Annotated in this window: 20 protein-coding genes; 12 read left to right on the top strand and 8 right to left on the bottom strand. The window is 53.2% G+C overall.

Features of this window, described 5'->3' with window-relative positions; all coding sequences use genetic code 11:
• Nucleotides 1–99: 99 nt before the first annotated feature.
• Both FE845_RS07920 and FE845_RS07915 read left to right on the top strand, forming a co-directional pair.
• Entirely contained in the window at nt 100–1,695 is a 1,596-nt protein-coding gene (locus FE845_RS07920; RefSeq protein ID WP_200363213.1) for a methyl-accepting chemotaxis protein, read from the top strand.
• A gap of 428 nt (nt 1,696–2,123) precedes the next feature.
• Nucleotides 2,124–3,131, top strand: coding sequence for a ketopantoate reductase family protein (locus tag FE845_RS07915; protein WP_227714187.1), 1,008 nt, complete (start codon nt 2,124–2,126; stop codon nt 3,129–3,131).
• Here the strand turns inward: FE845_RS07915 and FE845_RS07910 are convergent.
• The 3 genes from FE845_RS07910 to FE845_RS07900 all read right to left on the bottom strand — a co-directional run bounded on the left by FE845_RS07910 (nt 3,128) and on the right by FE845_RS07900 (nt 5,723).
• Nucleotides 3,128–4,174, bottom strand: a complete 1,047-nt coding sequence (locus FE845_RS07910; RefSeq protein WP_200363211.1) for a peptidoglycan -binding protein — start codon at nt 4,172–4,174, stop codon at nt 3,128–3,130. The two genes, FE845_RS07915 and FE845_RS07910, sit on opposite strands and share 4 nt — an antisense overlap.
• Nucleotides 4,171–4,899, bottom strand: a complete 729-nt coding sequence (locus FE845_RS07905; RefSeq protein WP_200363209.1) for a MotA/TolQ/ExbB proton channel family protein — start codon at nt 4,897–4,899, stop codon at nt 4,171–4,173. Before FE845_RS07905 ends, FE845_RS07910 begins: the two co-directional genes overlap by 4 nt.
• A 140-nt stretch (nt 4,900–5,039) precedes the next feature.
• Nucleotides 5,040–5,723, bottom strand: coding sequence for a type 1 glutamine amidotransferase domain-containing protein (locus FE845_RS07900; RefSeq protein ID WP_200363207.1), 684 nt, complete (start codon nt 5,721–5,723; stop codon nt 5,040–5,042).
• A 298-nt stretch (nt 5,724–6,021) separates the two neighbouring features.
• On the opposite strand from FE845_RS07900, the gene FE845_RS07895 reads away from it, so the two are divergent.
• The gene (locus tag FE845_RS07895) at nt 6,022–6,840 is read left to right on the top strand and encodes a substrate-binding periplasmic protein (protein WP_320159674.1); all 819 of its coding nucleotides are present in this window, start codon (nt 6,022–6,024) and stop codon (nt 6,838–6,840) included.
• Nucleotides 6,841–6,892: 52 nt separating this feature from the next.
• Nucleotides 6,893–7,318, top strand: a complete 426-nt coding sequence (locus FE845_RS07890; protein WP_200363205.1) for a hotdog fold thioesterase — start codon at nt 6,893–6,895, stop codon at nt 7,316–7,318.
• Nucleotides 7,319–7,408: 90 nt separating this feature from the next.
• On the opposite strand, the gene FE845_RS07885 is transcribed toward FE845_RS07890, so the two are convergent.
• Nucleotides 7,409–8,371 carry a sensor domain-containing diguanylate cyclase gene (locus FE845_RS07885; protein WP_200363203.1) on the bottom strand — a complete coding sequence of 321 codons (963 nt, stop codon included), beginning with the start codon at nt 8,369–8,371 and terminating at the stop codon, nt 7,409–7,411.
• 42 nt (nt 8,372–8,413) lie between these two features.
• The gene (locus FE845_RS07880) at nt 8,414–8,794 is read right to left on the bottom strand and encodes a rhodanese-like domain-containing protein (protein ID WP_200363201.1); all 381 of its coding nucleotides are present in this window, start codon (nt 8,792–8,794) and stop codon (nt 8,414–8,416) included.
• Nucleotides 8,795–8,908: 114 nt separating this feature from the next.
• On the opposite strand from FE845_RS07880, the gene rarD reads away from it, so the two are divergent.
• The 8 genes from rarD (at nt 8,909) to FE845_RS07840 (ending at nt 19,113) form a co-directional block, all read left to right on the top strand.
• Nucleotides 8,909–9,799: an EamA family transporter RarD gene (gene rarD / locus FE845_RS07875; RefSeq protein WP_200363199.1), complete on the top strand. Its 891-nt coding sequence runs from the start codon at nt 8,909–8,911 to the stop codon at nt 9,797–9,799.
• A gap of 125 nt (nt 9,800–9,924) precedes the next feature.
• Nucleotides 9,925–11,601 carry a methyl-accepting chemotaxis protein gene (locus FE845_RS07870; protein WP_200363196.1) on the top strand — a complete coding sequence of 559 codons (1,677 nt, stop codon included), beginning with the start codon at nt 9,925–9,927 and terminating at the stop codon, nt 11,599–11,601.
• Nucleotides 11,602–11,669: 68 nt separating this feature from the next.
• Nucleotides 11,670–12,737: a TRAP transporter substrate-binding protein gene (locus FE845_RS07865; protein ID WP_227714186.1), complete on the top strand. Its 1,068-nt coding sequence runs from the start codon at nt 11,670–11,672 to the stop codon at nt 12,735–12,737.
• 175 nt (nt 12,738–12,912) lie between these two features.
• Nucleotides 12,913–14,049 carry a spermidine/putrescine ABC transporter ATP-binding protein PotA gene (potA, locus tag FE845_RS07860; protein ID WP_200363194.1) on the top strand — a complete coding sequence of 379 codons (1,137 nt, stop codon included), beginning with the start codon at nt 12,913–12,915 and terminating at the stop codon, nt 14,047–14,049.
• Nucleotides 14,033–14,893 carry a spermidine/putrescine ABC transporter permease PotB gene (gene potB, locus FE845_RS07855; RefSeq protein WP_200363192.1) on the top strand — a complete coding sequence of 287 codons (861 nt, stop codon included), beginning with the start codon at nt 14,033–14,035 and terminating at the stop codon, nt 14,891–14,893. Before potA ends, potB begins: the two co-directional genes overlap by 17 nt.
• Nucleotides 14,893–15,660, top strand: coding sequence for a spermidine/putrescine ABC transporter permease PotC (gene potC / locus FE845_RS07850; protein ID WP_200363190.1), 768 nt, complete (start codon nt 14,893–14,895; stop codon nt 15,658–15,660). Before potB ends, potC begins: the two co-directional genes overlap by 1 nt.
• On the top strand, nt 15,657–16,697 hold the full coding sequence (locus tag FE845_RS07845; protein WP_200363188.1) for an extracellular solute-binding protein: 1,041 nt from the start codon (nt 15,657–15,659) through the stop codon (nt 16,695–16,697). Before potC ends, FE845_RS07845 begins: the two co-directional genes overlap by 4 nt.
• A gap of 151 nt (nt 16,698–16,848) precedes the next feature.
• Nucleotides 16,849–19,113 (top strand): GGDEF domain-containing protein, encoded by a 2,265-nt coding sequence (locus FE845_RS07840; protein ID WP_200363186.1) that lies wholly within the window; start codon nt 16,849–16,851, stop codon nt 19,111–19,113.
• Between the two features lie 39 nt (nt 19,114–19,152).
• On the opposite strand, the gene FE845_RS07835 is transcribed toward FE845_RS07840, so the two are convergent.
• From FE845_RS07835 to FE845_RS07825, 3 genes are read right to left on the bottom strand one after another with little or no spacing between them, the layout of a single operon-like run.
• Nucleotides 19,153–19,596, bottom strand: a complete 444-nt coding sequence (locus FE845_RS07835) for a universal stress protein (RefSeq protein ID WP_200363184.1) — start codon at nt 19,594–19,596, stop codon at nt 19,153–19,155.
• 35 nt (nt 19,597–19,631) lie between these two features.
• Entirely contained in the window at nt 19,632–20,918 is a 1,287-nt protein-coding gene (locus FE845_RS07830) for a TRAP transporter large permease (protein WP_200363182.1), read from the bottom strand.
• A 40-nt stretch (nt 20,919–20,958) separates the two neighbouring features.
• Nucleotides 20,959–21,552 (bottom strand): TRAP transporter small permease, encoded by a 594-nt coding sequence (locus FE845_RS07825; protein WP_200363180.1) that lies wholly within the window; start codon nt 21,550–21,552, stop codon nt 20,959–20,961.
• Nucleotides 21,553–21,630: the final 78 nt, after the last annotated feature.

Genomic DNA, 21,630 nt, shown 5'->3' with positions numbered 1-21,630 from the left:
CTTCTGAAACCCGATGTCACAGCTTTCTGATATCGGGTTACACAGAGGCCTGTGTGGTGTTGCTTGCGGTCCCTTATTCCATTTCGGAGGTTAAACAGGATGTCCCGATTTGAAACGGTCCCGGAGTACCCCCATGAGCAGGCTCAGCTACTGGGATTGACCGACAGCGAAGGTGAAATCACCTACGCGAGCAGGGCATTTTGTGCACTCAGTGGCTTCCTGGAAGACGAGCTGAAAGCAGGCTCGTTCAGGAAGTTGAGACACCCCAAAATGCCCAAGGGTCCGCTCAAGGATTTGTGGGATACCATTGGCCGGGGTGAATCCTGGATGGGTATGCTCTGTAATCGCAAGGCCGATGGATCGGATTGGTGGCTCGATGCGTTTGTCAGCCCCATTACGGACACAGAAGGCACGGTGCTTGAGTATCAGGCCATTTACCGGATACCTGATATTGATGTCATACAACGTACCGAGCAGGTTTATCGGGCTCGCAGCATGGGCAAGCAGCCCTTGGCGCTGAGAGTCCCCCTGCCAGGGCCAGCCACCCAGCAATGGCTTGTTGGTACGCTTTGCCTCACTCCTTCGCTAGTTGCGGGGATGTTCGGCCAGACTGGCCTGTCTGCTATCTTTTTTGCCTTGGGTGGTGCCGTTTCGTTTGGCTCTCTGTACTGCCTCAACCGCCCGCTGAACCGGCTGTACCATCGGTGTCGCAAAATCGTCAGCCATCCGATCAAGCAACTGGTTTATACCGGCGATGCCGGTCTGGTTGGTCAGATCGAAATTGCCATGCGGCTGGTGGAAGTGCGGCTGGAGGTCATGGCGACCAGAATCCGCGATAGCAGCGGGCAGATTGAGGACAATGTCCTGCAGGCCAACCGCTTGTTGCAGGTGAGCACAGACGCCTCTGAAAAGCAGCTGTTGGCACTGTCCACAGTGGCCACATCCATCGAAGAATTCAGTGCAAGCATTCGGGAGGTTTCAGAGAACACCGAGCAGGCCGCCAGTCTCAGTGCACGGAACAGGGCATCCGGAGAAGAGAGTGCTCGTTCGGCAGCCGCTGCCCGAAACAGCATTCGTGCACTGGCGCAGGAGCTGGAAGAGTCCGGCCAGATCGTGGAGGAGCTGGATAGGAATAGCCAGTCCATAGGCCGGATACTGGATGTAATCGTCGCCATTGCGGAGCAAACCAACCTGCTGGCCCTGAACGCTGCCATCGAAGCCGCACGTGCCGGAGACAGTGGTCGAGGGTTTGCTGTGGTGGCAGATGAGGTTCGCTCACTCGCGCAACGGACGCAGGAATCCACCGACGAGATTCAAGAGATGATCAACGCCTTGCAGGAAGGGTCCCGGCGGGTGGTCGAGTCCACCGAAAAGAGCAAGCGTCAGTCCGCAGTCAGTGTCGAACAGGTGTCTGCCAGCACCGAAGAGCTTCAGAATATCGTAGCGGGCATTTCTGAGAGCAATGGTCTGAATCAACAGATTGCCGCGGCCAGTGAGCAGCAAAACCAGACCGTACATCAGCTGAATCAGGACATTCACGATATACATCAAATAGCAGTCAGTACCAGCGAGCAGCTTCTTGATACCGTCAAGGCGGGTCAGGCCGTCGGCTATCATGTCGGCCGGCAGCACTTGCTGATCAAGCACCTAATGCCGGCCGATGCTGGCAGTACCCCGCAGGTATATATGAAATAAAGCACCCTAGAATAGATGGAGTGGCAATGATAGAGCTTGAAGTAGCGCCAGCGACACAGACGCGAAAAGTTGCTTTGAGTATATTTGTGCCATTCGCCGCTGGCTGCAACCACACCGGTAGCCTGGCTGCTGGAGGCAGCTGTTTATGGGCATGGTTGCGACCATGGCATCTGGCTGGCACGTAGCTGTACTGCCTCTATTCATGGCTGTAATGGGATTCCTGGGCTCCGCGTCCGCCACATTATTTTCTTTGGTGTCAGGTCACTTTGACAGAAGTCTGACTGGCCGAGCCAGCACCGCGCTCAACTTGCTGGTGTTTCTGGGGGGCTTTTGTTTTTCAGTGGGGCATTGGAGTCGTTATCGGGTTTTGGGGTGGGGCGAACGCTGGCGCATATCCGGCAGAGGGATGCCAGGTTGCATTTGGCTCCTTGGCCACCCTGCAGGCTATGATGGTGTTTAATGACCGCAAACTGGCAACGGGGACTCTTCACATGCTCAGTGTGCTCATGATCGGCGCAGGCGGAGTTGGGGGTTATTATGGGGCAAGGTTGGCTGAAGCCGGCCACCGGGTTGTTCTTACGGCCCGTGGTGCACACCTTGTGGCCCTGAAGAAAAAGGGCCTACTGGTTCATTACGAGAATCGTCAGATAGAGTGTCGGGTTCCCGCAGTTGATCATGCTACGTTGATGCAGGATTACCAGCCCGGGGACTTTGATGTTGTTGCCATTGCGTTAAAGTCCACCGCCACAAAGGCTGTGCTGGATGAGCTGGGCCCCTGGCTGGCACAAAGTGATGTGCCTGTTCTGTCGTTGCAAAACGGGGTGGATAACGAACCTTTGATTGCCAAAAGGCTTGGCGAGAGCCGTGTTCTTGGTGGCCTAGCTGTGCGCATCGGTGGCCATATCGTTGGGCCCGGCGTTGTTGAAGCGGAAGGCGTCGCGCAGATTATTATGGGCGAGTGGCCGGTGGTTCCGGATGAGCAGGACGCCCGTCGCCCGCTTCTGGAAATTCTGCAAACCGCATTTGAGAAGGCTGGCATTCCGTCAATCGTGTCGGATAACATTCGCTCTGAATTGTGGCGTAAGCTGGTGATCAACAATGGGGTCAATCCGATCTCTGCCCTCACCGGGTTGGATACGCAAAGCCTGACCCGACATCCCCGGCTCAGCCAGATCGTGCAGGGCATGATGGCGGAGGCCGCCGCAGCCGCAAAGGCCGACGGCGTGGAGCTTGGCAAAGCCGATGTTGACGAGATGTTCGCACTGATCAGCAGCTTCAACGCAATCAAAACATCCATGTTGGTCGATAAGGAAAAGGGCCGCCCTCTTGAGCTGGATGGCATCGCCGGGGCAGTGCTTCGCCGCTCCAATGAGCTCGGAATTGACGCCCCCTATACTACGACCGTGAATGCGCTTCTGGAGCATGGTCTGAATTAGCGGTCCGTCAACTTGATTTCGATGCGTCGATTTTTCTGTAAAGCCTCTGGAGTAGTGCCCTCCGCAACCGGGAAGAATTCGCCAAATCCTGCCGCAACCATTCGATTTTGTGGCACGCTTTGATCTGACAGGTAGCGAACAACGGCCACCGCTCGGGCGGTTGAAAGTTCCCAGTTGGAGGGAAACTGCGGCGTGTTGATGGGTATTAGGTCAGTGTGGCCATCAATACGCAGAATCCAGTCGAGATCCGCCGGTATGGTTTCGACCACTTCAAGCAGAACGCCGGCGAGTTTATCAAGTTCGCGCTTCCCTTCTACCCCCAGTCGGGCGGAGCCGGATGCAAACAGTAGCTCCGAAGGCAGCAGAAAGCGGTCGCCGACCACCCGAATGTTTTCATTGGCCGCCAGAATATTCCGCAGCCGCGAGAAGAATTCCGATTGGTACTGTTCCAGCTGGTTGACGCGCTCAGCCAGCAGGGTATTCAAGCGTTGGCTGACTTTTTCCAGCTCACCTTCTTTATCTGCAGTCATTTCCTGCTGCAGTTTAAGGGCGGCGGTTATCTGGCGCAGTTGGTTCTGAAGCGATGCAATTTGGTTGGATAGCCGCAGGATCATGTTCTGCTGGCTAACGGAGAGCTCCTCCTTGTCGTCCAGCTCTTGATTCATGTTTGCCAGCCTTTCTGCGCGGGCTTCGGCATCGGCGGTTTGCTGCATAAGCTGATTGCGGGTAGCGTCCAGCCGGTCTTTCAGGTCTTCGTTTTCAGCTTGGCTGTCGCTGAAGTTGCTTTGAACCGTGAGCATTTGCTGCTCCAGCGCCTCGGTTTTGCTCTGTTCCAGCCCCAGTAGTTGTGATATTTCACTTAAACGCTGGTTCAGGCGGGCCAATTCGGAATTGCGGTCCGATAGCGTTTGGGAAAGGTAAAGCTGGCTCACCACGTAAACCAGCAGCATGAATATCACCAGCATCAACAGGGCCGAGAGTGCGTCTACGTACCCTGGCCACACATTGATAGTGCTACGGCTTCGGCGTCTGGAACCGATCATGGCTGGGGTTCATTGCTGGTGAATGGGTCTAACAGGTTGGTTACACCGGTAAGCCATTCTTCCAGCCCATCGTAGAAGCGGTTCTGGGCGTGGCCAGCCTGAATATCGAGAAAGCCGAGTATTAGCGACCCACCAAGGCCAAACAGAGATGAGCTGAACGCGGTGCCCATGCCTTGTAGCGGCGTTAGCAGCCCGGCTTGGAGATCTGCGAATACCTTGCCGAAATCGCCTTGGCCCATGTCCAGATTGGTAATCACTTCACCTACCGCATTGATGGTACCGAGCAAGCCCCAGAAGGTGCCTAGGAGCCCGAGAAAAACCAACAGGCTGATAAAATAACGGGTGATCTCCCGCTGCTCATCCATTCTTGAATGAATGCCATCCAGAACGGTACGAAGCGACATGGTAGAAAGCGTGAAGCGGTCTCGCTTGGATTCTTCACCTAACTGCCGGGCCAGAGGTTTGAGCAGACGGGGTTCTTGCAATACCGAAAGGCCGGAGTGGCCGGTGCGGAACTGGGAAACCCAGCGCAGTTCCGGAAACAGGATAAATACCTGACGATAGGTGAGGCCGATGCCGATAAGCAACACGCCAACAATCAGCAGGTTGAAAACCCAGTTGGCCATAAAAGCGGAGGCCAGAGGTTTGTGGATCAGTACGCCAACCACTGCGACTACCGCGAGGAAGAGCGTCATCCAGAAAAGGGTGTGTTTTGGATTACTCATGAAAAAAGCCAGCCTTTTGAGATATTCTTCAAAACGTTAGCACAGACTGGCGAATGTTGGTGCTTAATTGCCGGAGATCGTGGCAGCAAAAATGCCCCGGCCAAGCAAGGGGCCAAGCCGGGGTCGCAGCTATCGCGCTGTCAGTCTTGCTGGAGGGTTTGCACTACCGCTTTGGCCGCACCCTCGGACGAGGCCGGGTTTTGGCCGGTAATCAGCTTGCCGTCCACAACAATATGCGGCGCCCAGTCGTCGCCTTTGGAGTAGGTTGCTGTGTTTTCTTTCAGCATGTCTTCCAACAGAAAAGGCACCACAGCGGTGAGGCCAGCTGCCTCTTCTTCGCTGTTGCTAAAACCGGTTACCTGCCGACCGCCAACAAGATTTTGACCCGGCTTAATCTCAACATTTTTGAACACCGCTGGTGCATGGCATACAGCACCAATGACTTTGTCTTGTTCATAAGCGGCCTTGAGCAGAGCGATGGATTTGTCATCGTTGACCAAATCCCATAGGGGGCCGTGACCACCGGGATAGAAGACCGCATCAAACTCGTTCATCTGCACATCGCTCAGTTTCTTTGTGCTAGCGAGGGATTCCCTGGCGTGGGCATCTGCCTGAAAGCGGCGGGTGGTATCGGTCAGCGCTTCATCGGCTTCGCTGTTAGGATCGATGGGAGGTTTTCCACCTTTCGGCGATGCGATGGTGATGTCTGCGCCGGCGTCGCGGAATACGTAATAGGGCGCGGTAAACTCTTCCAGCCAGAAGCCGGTCTTGTGCCCGGTGTCGCCCATCTGGTCGTGTGAGGTAAGTACCATTAGGATCTTCATAGTGCCTGTCCTTTTCATTGTGAAAAAAATGAGAGTCACCTGTTTTTATCTGGCTTGTTCCTTTGTCTTGTGCTGCTAGCGTGTGAATTCAACCGCTATAACATGAGTCTTTTTACGTAGGCAGAGGGTGCACGGATTTGAGAGCGTCTATACTGAGTAAAGTAGAAGGCCTGTACGAAGATCTGATATTGAAGTATACAGATAATTACACTCACTCGTTTGAGATGGTACGCCGGGTACAGCGATAGTTCCGGCGTCAATTTGTGGCTGAAAACCCGAGAACAGGATGCTCGCTAACGTGTTAGCTCATATAAAACATTCGCTCGGCGTCTCTGCCAGACTTTCTATCTTGCTGCTGGCAGCAATGGTGTTGTGCAAACCGGGATTGACGGAAGAGCGTGACTGCAAAACGCTAACGGTGAGCGGCAACCCCGAGTATCCACCACTGCTTTGGGAAGACTCCCGAGAGCCGGGGGCGCTTACCGGCGTTGCCACGGCATTGCTGGCGGAGATACTTGAGCCCCTTGGGGTGAAGCTTGAGGTTAAGAGCCTTGGCTCGTGGGCTCGAGTTCAGCGCCATGCCAGATATGGCGAGCTGGATATGATTGCTGGGGCTTTCATCACCCCCGAGCGCACCCGATATATGGATTATCTGTTGCCGCCGTTTACCCAACTTACGGTATCCGTTTGGGTGCCTAAAGATAGAGTTTTCGAGTATCGCCATTGGTCGGATCTACAGGGTAAGCACGGAGGTACACTAATCAATAACAGCTTTGGGCAAGAGTTTGACAGCTTTGCCCAAGAGAGTTTGGATATAGTTGGAGTGCGGACAATCGAACAATCCTTTGAAATGGCGCTTGCCGGGCGTGTTGATTACGTTTTGTATGAGCGGTTGCAAGGGCAAGTGAAGCTTCAACGCTTGGGGTTGGCAGACGAGTTTGTCGATTTGGATGTCCCCGTCAGCACAGAAGGGCTGTTCTATACGTTTTCCAAAAAATCGCCTTGCAATACGTTTGAACTGCGTGAGCGAATTGCCGACCGCTTGTATACACTACTCAGTTTAGGCCGCTTGGACTCGCTTATCAGCGAGTATACGGCCCGCTACATGTCACTTTAGCCAATAGGGCGACGGGGACAATTCATCCAACCAGCTAGAGAGTTCTATCAGTATGGCAATCTGGACCCGTACACCGGATCTTGAGCAGTTGGCGAAAGCCAGTGCAAATACGGCCGTTTCCCACATGGGTATTGAGTACACCGAAATTGGGGATGACTACGTAACAGGCCGAATTCCCGTAGATGAGCGCACGGTTCAGCCGTTTGGCATTCTCCATGGTGGCTCATCAGTGGTTCTAGCGGAAACGCTTGGCAGCATGGCAGCAAACTGTTGCCTGAAAGACCCGGCCACTGTTGCGGTAGGGCTGGAAATTAACGCCAACCACATACGCCCCGTCACCAAGGGCTGGGTATACGGAACCGCCAAACCCCTTCATATCGGCAGCTCTACCCAAGTGTGGGAGATTCGTATGACGAACGAAGAGGGTAAAACCACCTGTATTTCCCGCCTGACCATGGCGGTTACGCGTCGGCCCTAGCCCATAGACAGATGGGTGAGTTCAAACATTCTCGCACTGCCCCTTTGTAGCTAACCCTTCGGTTCTCTCAGGCTTTGATTTGCGCTTGGTTTAGAACTGCGGGAAAAGGTGCACGCGGTTTCGACCGTCGGCCTTGGATAGATACATGGCTTCATCGGCTCGTGATAGCAATGACTCGAGCCGGTCATCGTCCGGCGACAGCATGGCAACACCGAAGCTTGCGGTTGGGCGTAGCATCGTCTGCTTGTACCTTACCTTGAGGCCGTCAAGAGTGTTGCGTAGCCGCTCAGCGAGTTCCATGGCGTGCTCCTGAGAAGACTCTGGCAGTAGCACAGCAAATTCTTCGCCTCCAATGCGCGCGGCGATATCCGAGTCTCGCACTTCGGCTAGGAGCAACCTACCCACTTCCCTGAGAACGGCATCCCCGGCTTCGTGGCCGTAGGTGTCGTTGATCAGTTTGAAGTGATCCAAGTCAAACATGATTGCTGCGATGGATGTGTTGCGCCGTTTTGCGTGTTTTAGGAACTGCCCGCCAAGCTGGAAAAATGCTCGGCGGTTGTTTAGCTGTGTGAGCTCGTCTTGAAGGGATGTTGCTTCAGCCCGCTCTTGCGCTCTCAGCAGGGCTATTTCCATGTTTTTGCGGTCAGTAATGTCTGTGGCGATTTCAAGGCGAACGAGACGCCCGTCGGTCCAGGTTATAGCTTGATCGCGACATTGGTACCAGCGCTTGTTTACGGTGTTCTGGAACTCCCAAACATGAACCCCGGTGGCGTTGCCGGAGCTGTCAAGCAGCAGGTGATTTGTGCAGAAGCTGCAAGGACTATCAGCGTCTTGAAGAACCTGCCAGCACTTCTGCCCCTGTTGAAAGTCGCCCAGAATGTTGTACCCAAACGCATTCATGTATAGCAGCTCGTGAGTCTTGAAATCAGCCACATAGACCATGGCATCCAGATTATCGAGAATCGTTTTGAGCCCCGCATCACCTGCAGGCTTTTCAGGCTCTGAGCCAAGACTCCGGACTGGAATATTGTGCTCATTTTTACCGGTAGTCATTGGCGTCAGTTCTTTGAGGCTATTTGCCCAGTATAACAACGATTAATCGAAGGATGGCAGTTCCCGTTTGGCTATTGGCTTGCCTGCTTCCTGCCAAGCATCAAACCCCCCTTCAATGGATTGCACGTGCAGGTATCCCATGTCTTGAAGGGCTTTTGCGCTCAATGCTGAGCGGCCTGAATTTTTGCAATACAGCACGATTTTCATGCTCCGGTCTGCCAGTGCCGGATCGTTGCTGAACTTGAACTCAAGCAGCCCCCGGGAAATATTCGTGGCCTGTGGAATATGGCTCTGTCGATATTCGTCGCTATCGCGAACATCCAACAGCAAGTCTGCAGCCTGAATAGCGCTATCGGCTTTATCCAGAGGTACTTCCTGAATGTGTTTCTTTGCTTCCGCAACAAAATCTTGAGCTGTTTTCATGGCAGGCTCTCCATACTGTTATGAGTGTTTGGCCAGATTAAGACATATTGCCCAGGTGCGTAACCCATAGGGTGTGCTAAATTCTTTGTCACAGCTTAATGAGGAAGCTATTTAATGGCTCTGCCGGAATCCAACAAAGGCGTTCTATACGGTTTGTCTGCCTACACAATGTGGGGCTGTTTTCCGTTGTATTTTGCGTTGTTTGAAGGTGTGCCTGCCTGGGAAGTGGTGGTTCACCGGGTGCTTTGGTCCTGTGTGTTTCTCGCAATTATTGTTACCTTTTTGAAACGCTGGCAGCCGGTAAGAGCGGCGTTGGCGCACCCATCCAAGCTGGGGGTTGTGCTCGGTTGTGCCGTGCTCATTGCACTGAATTGGGGTGTGTACATCTATGCTGTCGAAAGCCGGCAGGTGTTGCAGGCCAGCCTTGGCTACTTTCTCACGCCTCTGGTAAACGTCGGGTTGGGTATGCTGGTGCTGAAAGAGAGCATTTCGCGGCTGCAGATTGTGGCGGTGGCGCTGGCAACCATCGCGATTCTTTATCAGCTGTTCCTGCTCGGTGTGGTGCCCTGGATAACTCTGGCTTTGGCGTTCAGCTTCGGCACCTACGGCCTGCTCCGCAAACAAGTAGCTCTAGACGGGCTTTCCGGTTTATTCGTAGAAACCCTTCTACTGCTTCCGGTTGGTATTCTTGCACTTTCGGCCCTGAGCTATGCCGGGGTTTCCCACTTCGGTACGAGCGCTGCGACCACACTTTTACTGCTATCCAGTGGCGTAGTTACAGCGGTTCCCCTACTCGCATTCGCTGGTGCGGCCCGCAGGTTGCGGCTTTCTACCGTTGGCTTCCTCATGTACATCAACCCGACCATTCAGTTCCTGATCGCACTGCTAGTATTTAATGAGCCCCTAAGCCCGGAAAAGCTAACGAGCTTTGTGATGATCTGGATAGCGCTGGGAATCTACTCCTGGTCTGCTTGGGCTGGGCGGGTCAGGCACGCAGTATCATGATGCCGAACACAGTATTTTCAGGTATTGCTCCAGACTTTTTATAAGCCCGTCGTTAGGTCTTATTCAAGATGTCGCAGGTTTGGTCGATAATAGGTGAATAAGAATTCATAATTAGGATCCGGTCAATGAATTTCATAAACTCTCTGCGCATTCGAACCCGCCTACTTCTTGCTGTGCTAATACCCGTTTTGGCTACTGCAGCCACAGTTTCCTGGATTTCTGTCAGCGAGATTCGAGCAAGTGGAGAGGCTGAGTTAAAGCGGCTGGAATCAAGTCTCCTTGATGCTAGAAAAGCGGGTTTGAAGAACCTTATTGATGCTGCAGAAGCCGTGGTTCTGGAAGCAAAGAATAATGCATCTCTCTCTGAGGCCGAGGCGAAAGCTGAGGCCGCCTCCCGCCTTCGCTCGATCCGGTATGAGAAGACAAACTATGTTTTTGCTTACACCCGTGATGCCTACAACCTCGCTTACGCCCCCGACCCTTCCAAAGAGGGCCCGACCAACAACCCTACGCTAAAACGATTGGTGGGAGATTTATTCGATGCTGGTGAATCTGGAGGTTATTACGGCTACGACTGGATGAACCCTGCGTCGGGCAACGAGGAACCAAAAATCTCTTATTCCACGATTATTCCTGATTGGGACTGGATGGTCGGAACGGGTGTCTATGTAACGGATATTGACAGTCAGGTTGCTGCCGCACGCGTAGAAATCGAGGAAAAGGTCGTTTCGACCCTAGGCTTTGTTTTGATGGTCACTGTCGTGGTAGTGGCGGCCTCGCTGGTTATTGGGGTATTGGTGGGAAGAACCGTGTCTCGACCACTGAGAAACGTGAGCGATATGATGCAGGAAATTGCCGATGGCGATGGTGATTTGCGCCAGCGGCTGCCAGAAGATGGCAATGATGAGTTGTCGGAACTGGGCCGTCGCTTTAATGCGTTTGTTGTCAAAATCCAGACAACCATTCAGGAAGTCGGTGCAACAACGCATCAGGTGGCCTCCGCGGCCGAAGAATTGAGCCGTGTTGCCAACGAGACTCGAGCATCGGTGCAAGAGCAAGGCTCGGAGACCGACCAAATTGCCTCGGCGATTAACGAAATGGCAGCAACAATCCAGCAAATTTCCGGTAACGCCAGCGAAGTTGAGGGTGCAGCCTCGGATGCCGACCGCATGGCCCGAGAGGGGGGAGAAACCATTGCCGGTGCCCAGAGCGCGGTGAACATGCTGTCTGAGGAGATTCAGGAGAGTGCCAACAGTATCAACGCGTTGGCTGAAAAATCAGACGATATTCAGCAGGTGCTGAGCGTTATACAGGCCGTTACTGAGCAGACGAATCTTCTCGCGTTGAATGCCGCGATAGAAGCGGCGCGGGCCGGTGATCACGGCCGTGGCTTCTCTGTGGTTGCCGATGAAGTGCGCCAGCTCGCGAAGCGCAGTGCGGAATCTGCAGATCAGATTCGGGAAATGATTGACGGCTTTGTAAACGAGTCACGCTCTGCCGTGGAGCGAATGAATCGGTCCCGGGACCGCTCATCCGAAACCGTCGAGCGCATTAACCACGCCACGGGAGCGCTGACCACTATTGAGAAATCTGTAGGGCAAATTCACGATCAGGTTATCCAAATTGCCACAGCTGCCGAGCAGCAGAGTCAGGTAGCTGAGGAAATAAACCAGAACGTGATACGGATTGTTGATGCAGCGCAGCGCAGTGAGACGGGTGTTAGCCAAACTAACGAAGCCAGCCTTGAACTTGCCCGGTTGGGTGAAAGTTTGCGGGATCTGGTGAACCAGTTTAAGATCTGACGCAGGCTGGCACGGCTAACGTCTGGCAAACAAAACCCGATAAAACAAAACGATAAATGGTGTTAACGATGATGACTCGCCTGTTCAGGGTAGCGGCAGTTGCACTGCTACTGTCTGTTAGTTCACTTGGCGTAGCGGCAGATAACTTCACGCTGCGACTCGCCCAAACCTGGGGCCCTAACTCCCCGATTCTTGGTGAGACTACCGAGAATATGGCCAAGATGGCTGAAGAAATGTCAGGCGGTCGCCTGAAAATCCGTATCGACAGCTCCAACAAACACAAAGCGCCTTTCGGTATTTTTGATTTGGTGCGCAATGGCCAGTACGACATGGGCCATACAGCGTCTTATTACTATAAGGGCACCATTCCGAACGCCATGTACTTCACCACAGTACCCTTCGGCATGATTGCTCCGGAAATGTATGCCTGGTTCTACCACGACCAAGGCATGGAGTTGATGCAGAAGGTTTACGAGCCGTTTGGTTTGCTGTCTTTCCCTGGCGGTAATACCGGCAACCAGATGGGCGGTTGGTTCAACAAAGAAATCAATTCCGTAGCGGACCTCAAAGGCCTGAAAATGCGCACCCCCGGATTTGCGGGCGAGGTTATGGCTGAGCTGGGTGTTGCTGTTACCAACCTGCCTCCCGGCGAGCTATACACAGCACTTGAGCGCGGCACAGTGGATGCAGTTGAATGGGTAGGCCCGGCTCTCGACTTTCCCATGGGCTTTCACCAAATCGCAAAATACTACTACTCGGGCTGGCAGGAGCCAGGCGCTGAAGTACAGTTCCTGATTAACGATAAAACATGGAACAAGTTGCCTAAAGATTTGCAGGCGATTCTGCGTATTGCCATGCGGACCGCCGCATACGATATGTACATTCAGACCACCCACGAAAGCGGTGTAGCCTGGGATCGCATGAAGGAAGACTATCCGAACGTGACCCACAAAACCTTCCCGCCGGAAGTAATCGACGCGATGCGCGACGCCACCAACAAGTTGCTGGCTCAGGAAGCGGGTAAAGATGATTTGGCAAAAGACATCATTAATTCCCAGCGCGATTATTTAAAGCAGGTTCGCCAGTGGACCAATATTTCAGATAAAGCCTATCTAAACAGTATTGCTACAGACTGATCTTGCACGTACACCCTGACTACTCCGGTGGTCAGGGTGCTTGCATTGCGGGCCTACTCTCGCATTTTCCTGCCTAAATTCTGCACGATGCTTTTTATATCGCCCGCTTTCTGGAAAAATACGCCGCAACAGGGGCTTTTTCAGAGGCTCACTTACTTTATTTTGGGTAGGGTTGATGACTGAAACACTCCTATCGCTGAGCGGTATCAGCAAGCAGTTTGACGAAAAAACCGTATTGGATGAGCTTAGCCTCACCATTGATGATGGCGAGTTTATTACCCTTTTGGGGCCGTCCGGCTGTGGTAAAACCACGCTGCTGCGCATGATGGCTGGTTTTGAGTTACCGGATAAAGGCACGGTTACGCTTTCCGGGGTTGATATCACTCAAACCCCGCCGGAGAAGCGACCGCTCAACACGGTTTTCCAGAACTATGCGCTATTTCCCCATATGTCGGTTTTCGACAATGTGGCCTATGGCCTGAAAATGGAAAAGCGGCCGAAAGCCGACATACAGGAGCGGGTTGAAGAAGCCCTCGCCATGGTTCAGTTGGAGGATTTTGCCAAACGCAAACCGCACCAGCTATCTGGCGGCCAACAGCAACGGGTTGCGATTGCCCGCGCTGTGGTAAAGCGCCCCAAAATGCTGCTATTGGACGAGCCTTTGTCTGCACTGGACTACAAATTGCGCCGTACCATGCAGGTAGAGCTCAAACGGCTACAGCGAGAGCTGGGTATAACCTTCGTATTTGTAACCCACGATCAGGAAGAAGCGCTGTCGATGTCTGATCGTATTGTGGTGCTCAAAGATGGCCGCATACAGCAGCTCGGCACGCCCCGCGAAGTATACGAGCGCCCGGCAAATGTCTTTACCGCACGCTTTGTGGGCCAGACCAATTTTTTCCCCGGCCGAGTGACCAGCATTGAGGGGGAACGCATCAGTGTGGATGTGTTCGGCCTGAACCGTGATCTAAGCAAGCCTCCATTCCGCGTTGCGATGAATCAGTCCTTACACGTTTTGTTACGCCCGGAGGATATCCGGGTACTTGCGCCGGATGATACCGAGGGCGTGGCAGGCCACATTGTAGAGCGTAACTACAAGGGCAGCACTCTGGATTCGGTTATTGAGCTGGAAGACGGCAGCCATGTGATGGCCAGTGAATTCTTTGACGAGGACGACCCGGCATTCGACTACAGCATTGGCGAGCGGGTGCGCGTTAGCTGGGTAGATGGTTGGGAATGGTTGTTGGCGGAAGAGGGCGACGAACCGTTGACCGACGAAGAGGAGCTGGCTGCCGATGATGCTGAGCATTAAGCAGCAGCCGTTCAGGGCGGCTGTTCTGGTGCTGGTGTGGGGGTGGCTTCTGTTCCTCGTGCTGGCGCCCAATATGCTGGTGGTCGGCGCGAGTGTGATGACGCGGGATCCATCCACCTTTATCTCCTTGCCCTTAAATCTGGACGCTTACCGGCAACTGTTCAATCCGCTGTATCTGGAGGTGTTCCTTCACTCCTTGTATATGGCTGCCATAACCACACTGATTTGCCTGTTGATTGGTTATCCCTTTGCTTGGGCTTTGTCGCGAGTGGACAAACGCCGACAGATGCTGCTGATCTTCCTGCTGATTGTGCCTTTCTGGACCAACTCGTTGGTACGTACTTACGCCCTGAAATTAATTTTGGCCACCAATGGGCTGCTCAACAGTGCACTTATATCCCTAGGCGTGCTCGATGAGCCAGCGCAGCTTTTGTACACCGAAGGCGCAGTTATTGTGGGGCTGGTGTATCTGCTTTTGCCCTTTATGATTCTGCCTCTGTACTCTGTGTTTGAGGATTTGCGGCAAGATGTTCTGCTCGCCTCTCACGATTTGGGCGCGGGCCGCTTGGCAACGTTTAAAAATATAATTGTACCCTTGACGCTGCCGGGTGTACTGGCAGGCGTTATGCTGGTATTGCTGCCTGCCATGGGGCTATTTTTTGTGCCCGATATTCTGGGTGGCTCACGCAATTTGCTAGTGGGTAACGTAATCAAAAACCAGTTTTTGGATGCCCGTAACTGGCCGTTCGGCGCGGCTGCCAGCATCGTATTGACCCTCACCATGGCTTTGTTGATGTTCGCGCACCGGCTGAGTAAGCGACGCTTGGGCGAGGAGGATGCTTAATGCGTTGGCTTGCCCGTAGTTATTTGGCGCTCGTGTACTTGCTGCTGTACGTGCCGATTGCGGTGTTGATTGTGTTTTCTTTTAATGACTCGCGCACCGGGTACAATTGGGGCGGCTTCAGCCTGCGCTGGTACGAATCACTATTCAACAACCACGCCATGGTGCAGGCCATGTGGAACTCGCTTTGGCTGGCGCTGACAGCAGCTACGGTGTCTACCTGTATTGGCGCGCTCACGGCTTTGGCTTTGCACCGTTACCGCTTTCGTGGCAAAAAAGTGCTGAATGGCATGCTCTTTGTGGTGATGATGTCGCCTGAAATAGTGTTGGCCATTTCACTGCTCGGCCTGTTCCTGTTGCTGGGCTTGAAGCTTGGTTACGTATCGCTGCTACTGGCTCATGTAACCTTCTGCTTACCGTTTGTCGTGATTACCGTTATGGCCCGACTTAGCGGTTTCGATGAACGTTTGCCGGAAGCAGCTCGGGATCTCGGTGCCAGCGATTTCACCATGACCCGAACGGTTCTGATACCCGTTATTATGCCGGCGTTGATGGCCGGCTGGCTGCTCGGCTTCACGCTCTCCATGGACGACGTGGTAGTGAGCACGTTTGTGAGTGGCCCCAGTTACGAAATTCTTCCTCTGCGCATCTACTCCATGGTGCGTGTGGGGCTCAAACCCGAAGTAAATGCACTTGGCACTCTGCTACTGGTGTTCTCACTGGTCATGCTGATGTTGTCGCAATGGATTCTCTCAAGGAGCAAACAATGAAAAAACTCGCACTGGCTGGCCTGTTGGCCTTGGGTCTGACAGGCTGCAGTTCTGACGATCCGCAGGTACTGAACTTGTATAATTGGTCAGAGTACATGCCGCAGGAAGTGCTGACCCGCTTTGAGGAAGAAACCGGCGTCAAGGTGGTCTACACCACCTACGACAGTAACGAAGCCATGTATGCCCGGCTAAAACTGCTAGATGAAAGCGCCGCTTACGATCTAGCGGTGCCATCGACCTATTATGTGAGCAAAATGCGTAATGAAGGCCTGCTTTTGCCTATAGATCACAGCAAAATCAGTGGCTTTGACCAGCTCGACCCCGAACTCACCGGCCTGAATATCGATCCTGAAAACCAGTATAGCGTGCCCTATTTGTGGGGAACGACGGGCATTGGTGTCGATACTGCCGATATTGAAGGTGAGCCAGTGACAGCTTGGGAAGATCTTTGGGATGAGCGCTTCAAGGGGCGGGTGAACCTGACCAACGATATGCGCGAAGTGTTTCACATGGGCCTGCGCGTTCTGGGGTACTCAGGCAACAGCACTGACCCGCAACAAATTGAAGAGGCTTATGAAAAGCTGACCGAATTAATGCCCTCTGTGCGCACCTTTAACTCAGATGCGCCCCGTATGCCGTTCCTAGAGGGAGAGGCTGATGTGGGCATGATCTGGAACGGCGAGGCTGTTATGGGTAAGGACAGCATGGAGGCGCTGGAATATGTATATCCGAAAGAGGGCGTTATCGCCTGGTTGGACAGCTTTGTGATTCCCAAGAACGCTAAGAACCCGGAGGCTGCGCACCAGTTCATCAGCTTTGTGCTGCAGCCGGAAATCGCGGCGTTGATCAGCGAAGATATTGGTTACGCTACGCCGGTGTTGTCAGCAAGAGAGCTTTTGGGTGATGAAGTCGCCGGGGATCGAGCCAGTTACCCTAAGCCAGAAGATATGGTTAACGCTGAGTTTCAGGCCGATATTGGTGACGAAGCTTTGCAGGTATACGCCAAGTACTGGGAAAAACTGAAATCCGGTCTTTGATGCCGGGTTCCCGCATTTGAATGTGCAGGGTCGCCATCCGACCCTGCTGTTTGAGTTTTTTGTACTTCCAACTGTCTTTGGTTTGTACACGTAGAGGCATTGATGTTCTATACTTTCGAGTGTAGTTCATAACGGCAGGACTCTAGTGTCAATGCCCGCACACTTTTTGAAAATCCTGATTATCTTGCTCGGTGCTCTTTGCGGGTTTGAATCTGCTGCTGTTGCAGCACCACAGCCCGTGACTGAAGGCTGGGAATACCGCTGGGGAGACCTTCCTTACAAGGACTCAGGCGTACCAGACTGGTCGGTTGCGCAGCAACCCGAGCAATGGCAGGCTATTGATTTCCCTTCTAATCCGCCCGGCCGCAATGGCCGCGACCAAGTGTGGTACCGGGTAACGCTTCCGGCCGGTGACTGGCAAAATCCTGTTCTATATATTCTCAGCGTCGATCTGATTGTTCAGGTTTGGCTGAATGGTGAAAAGATCTATCAGTACGGCACTTTCGACAAAGATGGACGTGGCGAATTTGAAGGTTGGCCCTGGCATGAGATTGTGCTGCCGGAGGGTTACGAGAACACACCGTTATATTTCCGAGTGTTTTCTAATTATACGGATATTGGTCTCTGGGGCGAAATCAGTGTGATGGATCACTCCGAGCTTGTTCTTTATGTGCTCAAGAACTCTCTGGAAGCCTTATTCGTTGCCGGGTTTACGCTACTGGTGGCCTTGCTTGCTCTGATGTTATCGCTGCTTCAGGGAGGCAGAAAAACCTTTTCCAGCATTGCCCTGTTCGCACTGGCTTCCTCGGTTATGCTTCTTGCCGAAAGCCAGGCTAGCCTGCTCGTTGTTCCTGCTCCGCTGCTTTGGGATTATTTGGCCGCTGGAAGCTACTATCTCCTGCCCGTAGCGCTGTGGCTGATGTTTGAACAATGGCTGGCGGATCAGCGGCTCCGGGCGATTAGCTGGATTTGGCAACTACATCTCGTTTATGCGGTTGGTGCGATCAGTTTGGCTTTGGCAGGTGTTATAGACCTGTCGTCCACTTTCCCTCCTTTTGATGCTTTGTTCCTGCTATCCCTATGTTTGATGACATTCATCACAGTGCCCCATATTGGGACAATGACCAGAGAACAACAGGTTCTTGTGCTGGCGTCCGGTGTTTTTAGTGCGCTTTTGGTTGTTGATATGGCTGTGGCCCACGGGGTTCTACCTTGGGGGCAGGTGCCCGTGAGCTATGGTTTGCTGGTTTTTACCTTGGCCGTTGTGACCATTTCGCTACGATATTATGCGATGACCCAGAGGGCCTTACATGAATTGACGGTGACGCTAGAGCAACAGGTGGCCGAGCGAACCGCAAAGGCTGAAGCACTTTTGCAGCGAGAGCAGGCAAGGGCCAGCTTGTTGGCATTCGAAAATGAGAAAAGCCGAGTGTTTGCAGCGGTTATTGCGGAACTGCAGACCTGTGTGAGCCTCGATCAGGCATTTCAGCTGCTCACTGAAGCCATGCCTCGCCTCTGTGATCCCATTAAAGGCATGATATATCGACGAACGGACAGCGGCGGTTACGTGCGGCTTGCTCAATGGGGGTACAACGGTGTGCCTCCTAAGTTGGAATTGGAACTGGCGACGCTCGACAGGTTTCCAGCTCCGGTTCGGCAGCTGGCCAGCACGGTTGAAGAAGCGGAGGCGGCCTGCAAAACCTGTCAGGGGTTGGTGTGCTTCTCCATCAATGTAGAGTTCATGAGCCACGAAACCACGCCGGAAGGCTTGTTGCTTCTGGAAGCCGACAGCATCAACAGTTCCGCGAGCACGGACGATGGCGCAGCAAGACTAATATCCTCAATCAAGTTGGTAGCGGAGCGTATTGGCGTCACGCTCTCGGGTATTTCGCTCAGGGAAGATTTACAGCGTTACTCCTATGAGGATGCTTTAACGGGGCTTAAAAACCGTCGATATTTCGATCAACTATTTGAGCACGAAGCCTCCGTGGCTTTGCGCAAGAATTCGCCTCTGTCACTGTTGTTATTGGATATCGATTACTTCAAGCGTTTCAATGACACCCATGGCCATGAGGCCGGTGACGTGGCATTGCAAACCTTTGCTTCGCTTTTAGAGTCTCGTTTTCGTGGCAGCGATGTTGTTTGCCGCTATGGTGGCGAGGAGTTCGTTGTCATTCTGCCTGCCTCCGATTTAGCAGGTGCCAGAGAGCGCGCTGAACAGCTGCGTGAGGCCGTGCGAAATGAGCCGGTTGTCTATGAAGGGCAAAATCTGGGCTACCTCACCATTTCCGTTGGTGTTGCTTCATGGCCGGGTAGTACCGATAAACCTCGGCAACTGTTGCGGCTTGCAGACCAAATGCTCTACCGAGCGAAAACAGGCGGGAGAGATAGTGTTGAGGTGTTCTCTGAACTCTAGCCGGCCAGCGTAGGGCTGATCCGGCTAGAAAAATACGGCCTAAACCACCAGTACCGGGCATTTGGCGTGCGCGGCGACACGGTGCGAAACACTGCCGAGAAACATCCCGTCTTTGTCGCTGTGGGTGCCTCGGGTGCCGACAACAATTAGATCAGCTTCTTTGTCTTGAGCCAATTTTATAATCACCTTGGAGGGGCGCCCGGCTTTTACAAAGCCGCGAACATGGGTTGCGCCATGATCCTTCGCCATCTCCTTGGCGTGATTGACCACCTCTTTGGCGTACTCTGATAACACCTTATCCGGAATGTCCATGTCATCGGGCCTGCCGATGGACAGTGATGCTTCAAACAGGCTGTGGTGCTTATACACGCAGAGAATGAAAATCTCTGCCTCCGGTATAAGCCTTTGCAGTTCAATGGCCTTGTCCAAAGCTCCAAGAGACGTCTTGGAGCCGTCCACCGCCACCAGTATCCGTTTGAACATGGTTTTCTCCTTAAAAATCCAGACCCGGGTGCGCGTTAGTCTGCAAAGGCAAGATCACGCAGGAAAAGGGCAATCTGCGGAAACGCAATAATCAGACCGGCCGCTACGATCAGCATGATGATAAACGGCGGCGTACCCCGGATAACTTCCAGATAAGGCCGTTTGAAGATCGCGATGGCGGTGAATATATCGCAGCCGAAAGGCGGCGTTGCCGAGCCGATTGCAACCTGCAGAGTTATGAGTACACCCACGAGTACCGGGTCCAGCCCTGTTGCCTGAATGGCAGGAGCGAAAATCGGCGTCAGTACCAGAATGACGACGATCGGATCCACAAACATACAGGCAACGAAGAAGGCCACACAGATAGCGATCAGTACGCCTATCGGACCCGCTTCGTTTACACCCACCGACTCCAGAATGGCCTGAGGGATTTGCGCAAAGGAAATGATCCAGGAAAAGCCGTTGCCTACAGCCACCAGAATGAATACGACAGCGGTAATCAGGCCGGTAGATTTGGCGATCTTGTAAATCTCACCAAGCTTTAGCGAGCGGAAAACAATGAATTCCAATAAGAAGGCATAGAGAACGCAAACGGCAGCCGCTTCGGTTGGGCTGAAAATACCGCCGTAAATACCACCAACAATGATAACCGGGAAAAACAATGGCCAACTGGCATCGCGCACGGAGAGCGCGCGTTCGCGCCAACTTGCCTTGGGCTCTGTGGGCACGTTGTTTTTGTAGGCGTAAAACAGGCAGTAGAGCGAGAACATAAACAGAATTAGGATGCCGGGGCCAACACCCGCAATAAACAGCTCCGCAATGGAGGTTTGTGAGATAACCCCGTAAATAATCATGCCGATGCTAGGCGGAATCAGGAAGGCAATGTCACTGGAGTTGATGATAAGCGCCAGTGTAAAGGAATCGGAATAGCCAGCTTTGAGCATTTTTGGGCGCAAGGGCGAGCCTACGGCCACTACGGTTGCCTGAGTGGAGCCCGAAACTGCACCGAAGAGTGTGCAGGAAGTTGCGGTACTAATCGCCAGACCACCTTTTATATGGCCAATAAAGGCCATAACCATGTTGATGAGTCGGTCTGCGGATTGGCCGCGGGTCATGATATCTGCGGCAAGAATAAACATGGGTACTGCAATGAGTGAGGCCGGTCGAATCCCCCCCATCATCTGCTGAATGAAGGTGCCCATCTGGCCAAAGCCGTCGAACATCATTACAAAGCCAACGACAGCGGCGGTCGTTAGCGGGATCATCATCGGGAAGCCAAGCAGTAGCAGCCCGATCATGATGAGCATTAAAATAGTCGCCATAGGTATGCCCTTTTTTTATCGTTTCCGGAGCGAAACCGGATCAGACTTCCGATTCTGAATCTGCGTAACCATCGATAACACCGGTTGAGAGATAAACATCTTCACTGGTGAAGTTCTTGACGGCGGTAAGGAGGTATTGAATACCGGTCACCGCGAACCCCACGGGAACCCAGATATAAATCCACCAGATTTCAAACCCCAGTGCAGGCAAAATACGGCCCCGGCTATACAGTGTTTCTATATAACCGTACGAGTGGTAGCAGAGGAAGAACATCACCGCTGACGTGAACAGGGCAATAAAAATCATAAGCACTTTGCGGCCCTTGGTAGGGAGCGCGTCGTAAACGGCAGACATACGTATGTGCCTACCGTAGCGAGCGGCGTAGCCAATGCCAGCAAAGGTAACCAGAATAATCAGGATGCGGTTTATCTCACCGGAGAAGAAGAACCCCTCTCCAAATACAAAACGCGCAACAACGTTAACGCAGGTGTTGATAGCCATGAGGATGATGCCAGCAGCCAAAATCACGGCCTCGGCATTGGCAATCCACCCGTCTATGGTTCCCAAAAACCCGGGCAGACCGGACTCAAAAGTAGCGGTGTCGTCTTCTAACTCCGGGATGTTTTCGGACATGGGTTCTGCTCCAGATCATGTCGCTCCCGACCGGACATTGAGGCTTGGCGGGGCGGGGTTAGTTCATTGGAACGTCCG

This window comes from Marinobacter sp. 1-4A, assembly GCF_016597725.1.
Lineage (GTDB): Bacteria > Pseudomonadota > Gammaproteobacteria > Pseudomonadales > Oleiphilaceae > Marinobacter.
The sequence above is the reverse complement of the archived record's forward strand: the minus strand, read 5'-3'. Positions and strand labels throughout refer to the sequence as shown.

What these genes read in the sequence shown, in the direction of transcription:
- FE845_RS07870 (WP_200363196.1), top strand. Translation starts at nt 9,925, where the DNA reads ATGAATTTCATAAACTCTCTGCGCATTCGAACCCGCCTACTTCTTGCT.
- FE845_RS07865 (WP_227714186.1), top strand. Translation starts at nt 11,670, where the DNA reads ATGATGACTCGCCTGTTCAGGGTAGCGGCAGTTGCACTGCTACTGTCT.
- potA (WP_200363194.1), top strand. Translation starts at nt 12,913, where the DNA reads ATGACTGAAACACTCCTATCGCTGAGCGGTATCAGCAAGCAGTTTGAC.
- FE845_RS07920 (WP_200363213.1), top strand. Translation starts at nt 100, where the DNA reads ATGTCCCGATTTGAAACGGTCCCGGAGTACCCCCATGAGCAGGCTCAG.
- FE845_RS07840 (WP_200363186.1), top strand. Translation starts at nt 16,849, where the DNA reads ATGCCCGCACACTTTTTGAAAATCCTGATTATCTTGCTCGGTGCTCTT.
- FE845_RS07905 (WP_200363209.1), bottom strand. Translation starts at nt 4,899, where the DNA reads ATGAGTAATCCAAAACACACCCTTTTCTGGATGACGCTCTTCCTCGCG.
- FE845_RS07910 (WP_200363211.1), bottom strand. Translation starts at nt 4,174, where the DNA reads ATGATCGGTTCCAGACGCCGAAGCCGTAGCACTATCAATGTGTGGCCA.
- FE845_RS07835 (WP_200363184.1), bottom strand. Translation starts at nt 19,596, where the DNA reads ATGTTCAAACGGATACTGGTGGCGGTGGACGGCTCCAAGACGTCTCTT.
- FE845_RS07885 (WP_200363203.1), bottom strand. Translation starts at nt 8,371, where the DNA reads ATGACTACCGGTAAAAATGAGCACAATATTCCAGTCCGGAGTCTTGGC.
- FE845_RS07825 (WP_200363180.1), bottom strand. Translation starts at nt 21,552, where the DNA reads ATGTCCGAAAACATCCCGGAGTTAGAAGACGACACCGCTACTTTTGAG.
- rarD (WP_200363199.1), top strand. Translation starts at nt 8,909, where the DNA reads ATGGCTCTGCCGGAATCCAACAAAGGCGTTCTATACGGTTTGTCTGCC.
- potC (WP_200363190.1), top strand. Translation starts at nt 14,893, where the DNA reads ATGCGTTGGCTTGCCCGTAGTTATTTGGCGCTCGTGTACTTGCTGCTG.
- FE845_RS07890 (WP_200363205.1), top strand. Translation starts at nt 6,893, where the DNA reads ATGGCAATCTGGACCCGTACACCGGATCTTGAGCAGTTGGCGAAAGCC.
- potB (WP_200363192.1), top strand. Translation starts at nt 14,033, where the DNA reads ATGATGCTGAGCATTAAGCAGCAGCCGTTCAGGGCGGCTGTTCTGGTG.
- FE845_RS07830 (WP_200363182.1), bottom strand. Translation starts at nt 20,918, where the DNA reads ATGGCGACTATTTTAATGCTCATCATGATCGGGCTGCTACTGCTTGGC.
- FE845_RS07880 (WP_200363201.1), bottom strand. Translation starts at nt 8,794, where the DNA reads ATGAAAACAGCTCAAGATTTTGTTGCGGAAGCAAAGAAACACATTCAG.
- FE845_RS07900 (WP_200363207.1), bottom strand. Translation starts at nt 5,723, where the DNA reads ATGAAGATCCTAATGGTACTTACCTCACACGACCAGATGGGCGACACC.
- FE845_RS07845 (WP_200363188.1), top strand. Translation starts at nt 15,657, where the DNA reads ATGAAAAAACTCGCACTGGCTGGCCTGTTGGCCTTGGGTCTGACAGGC.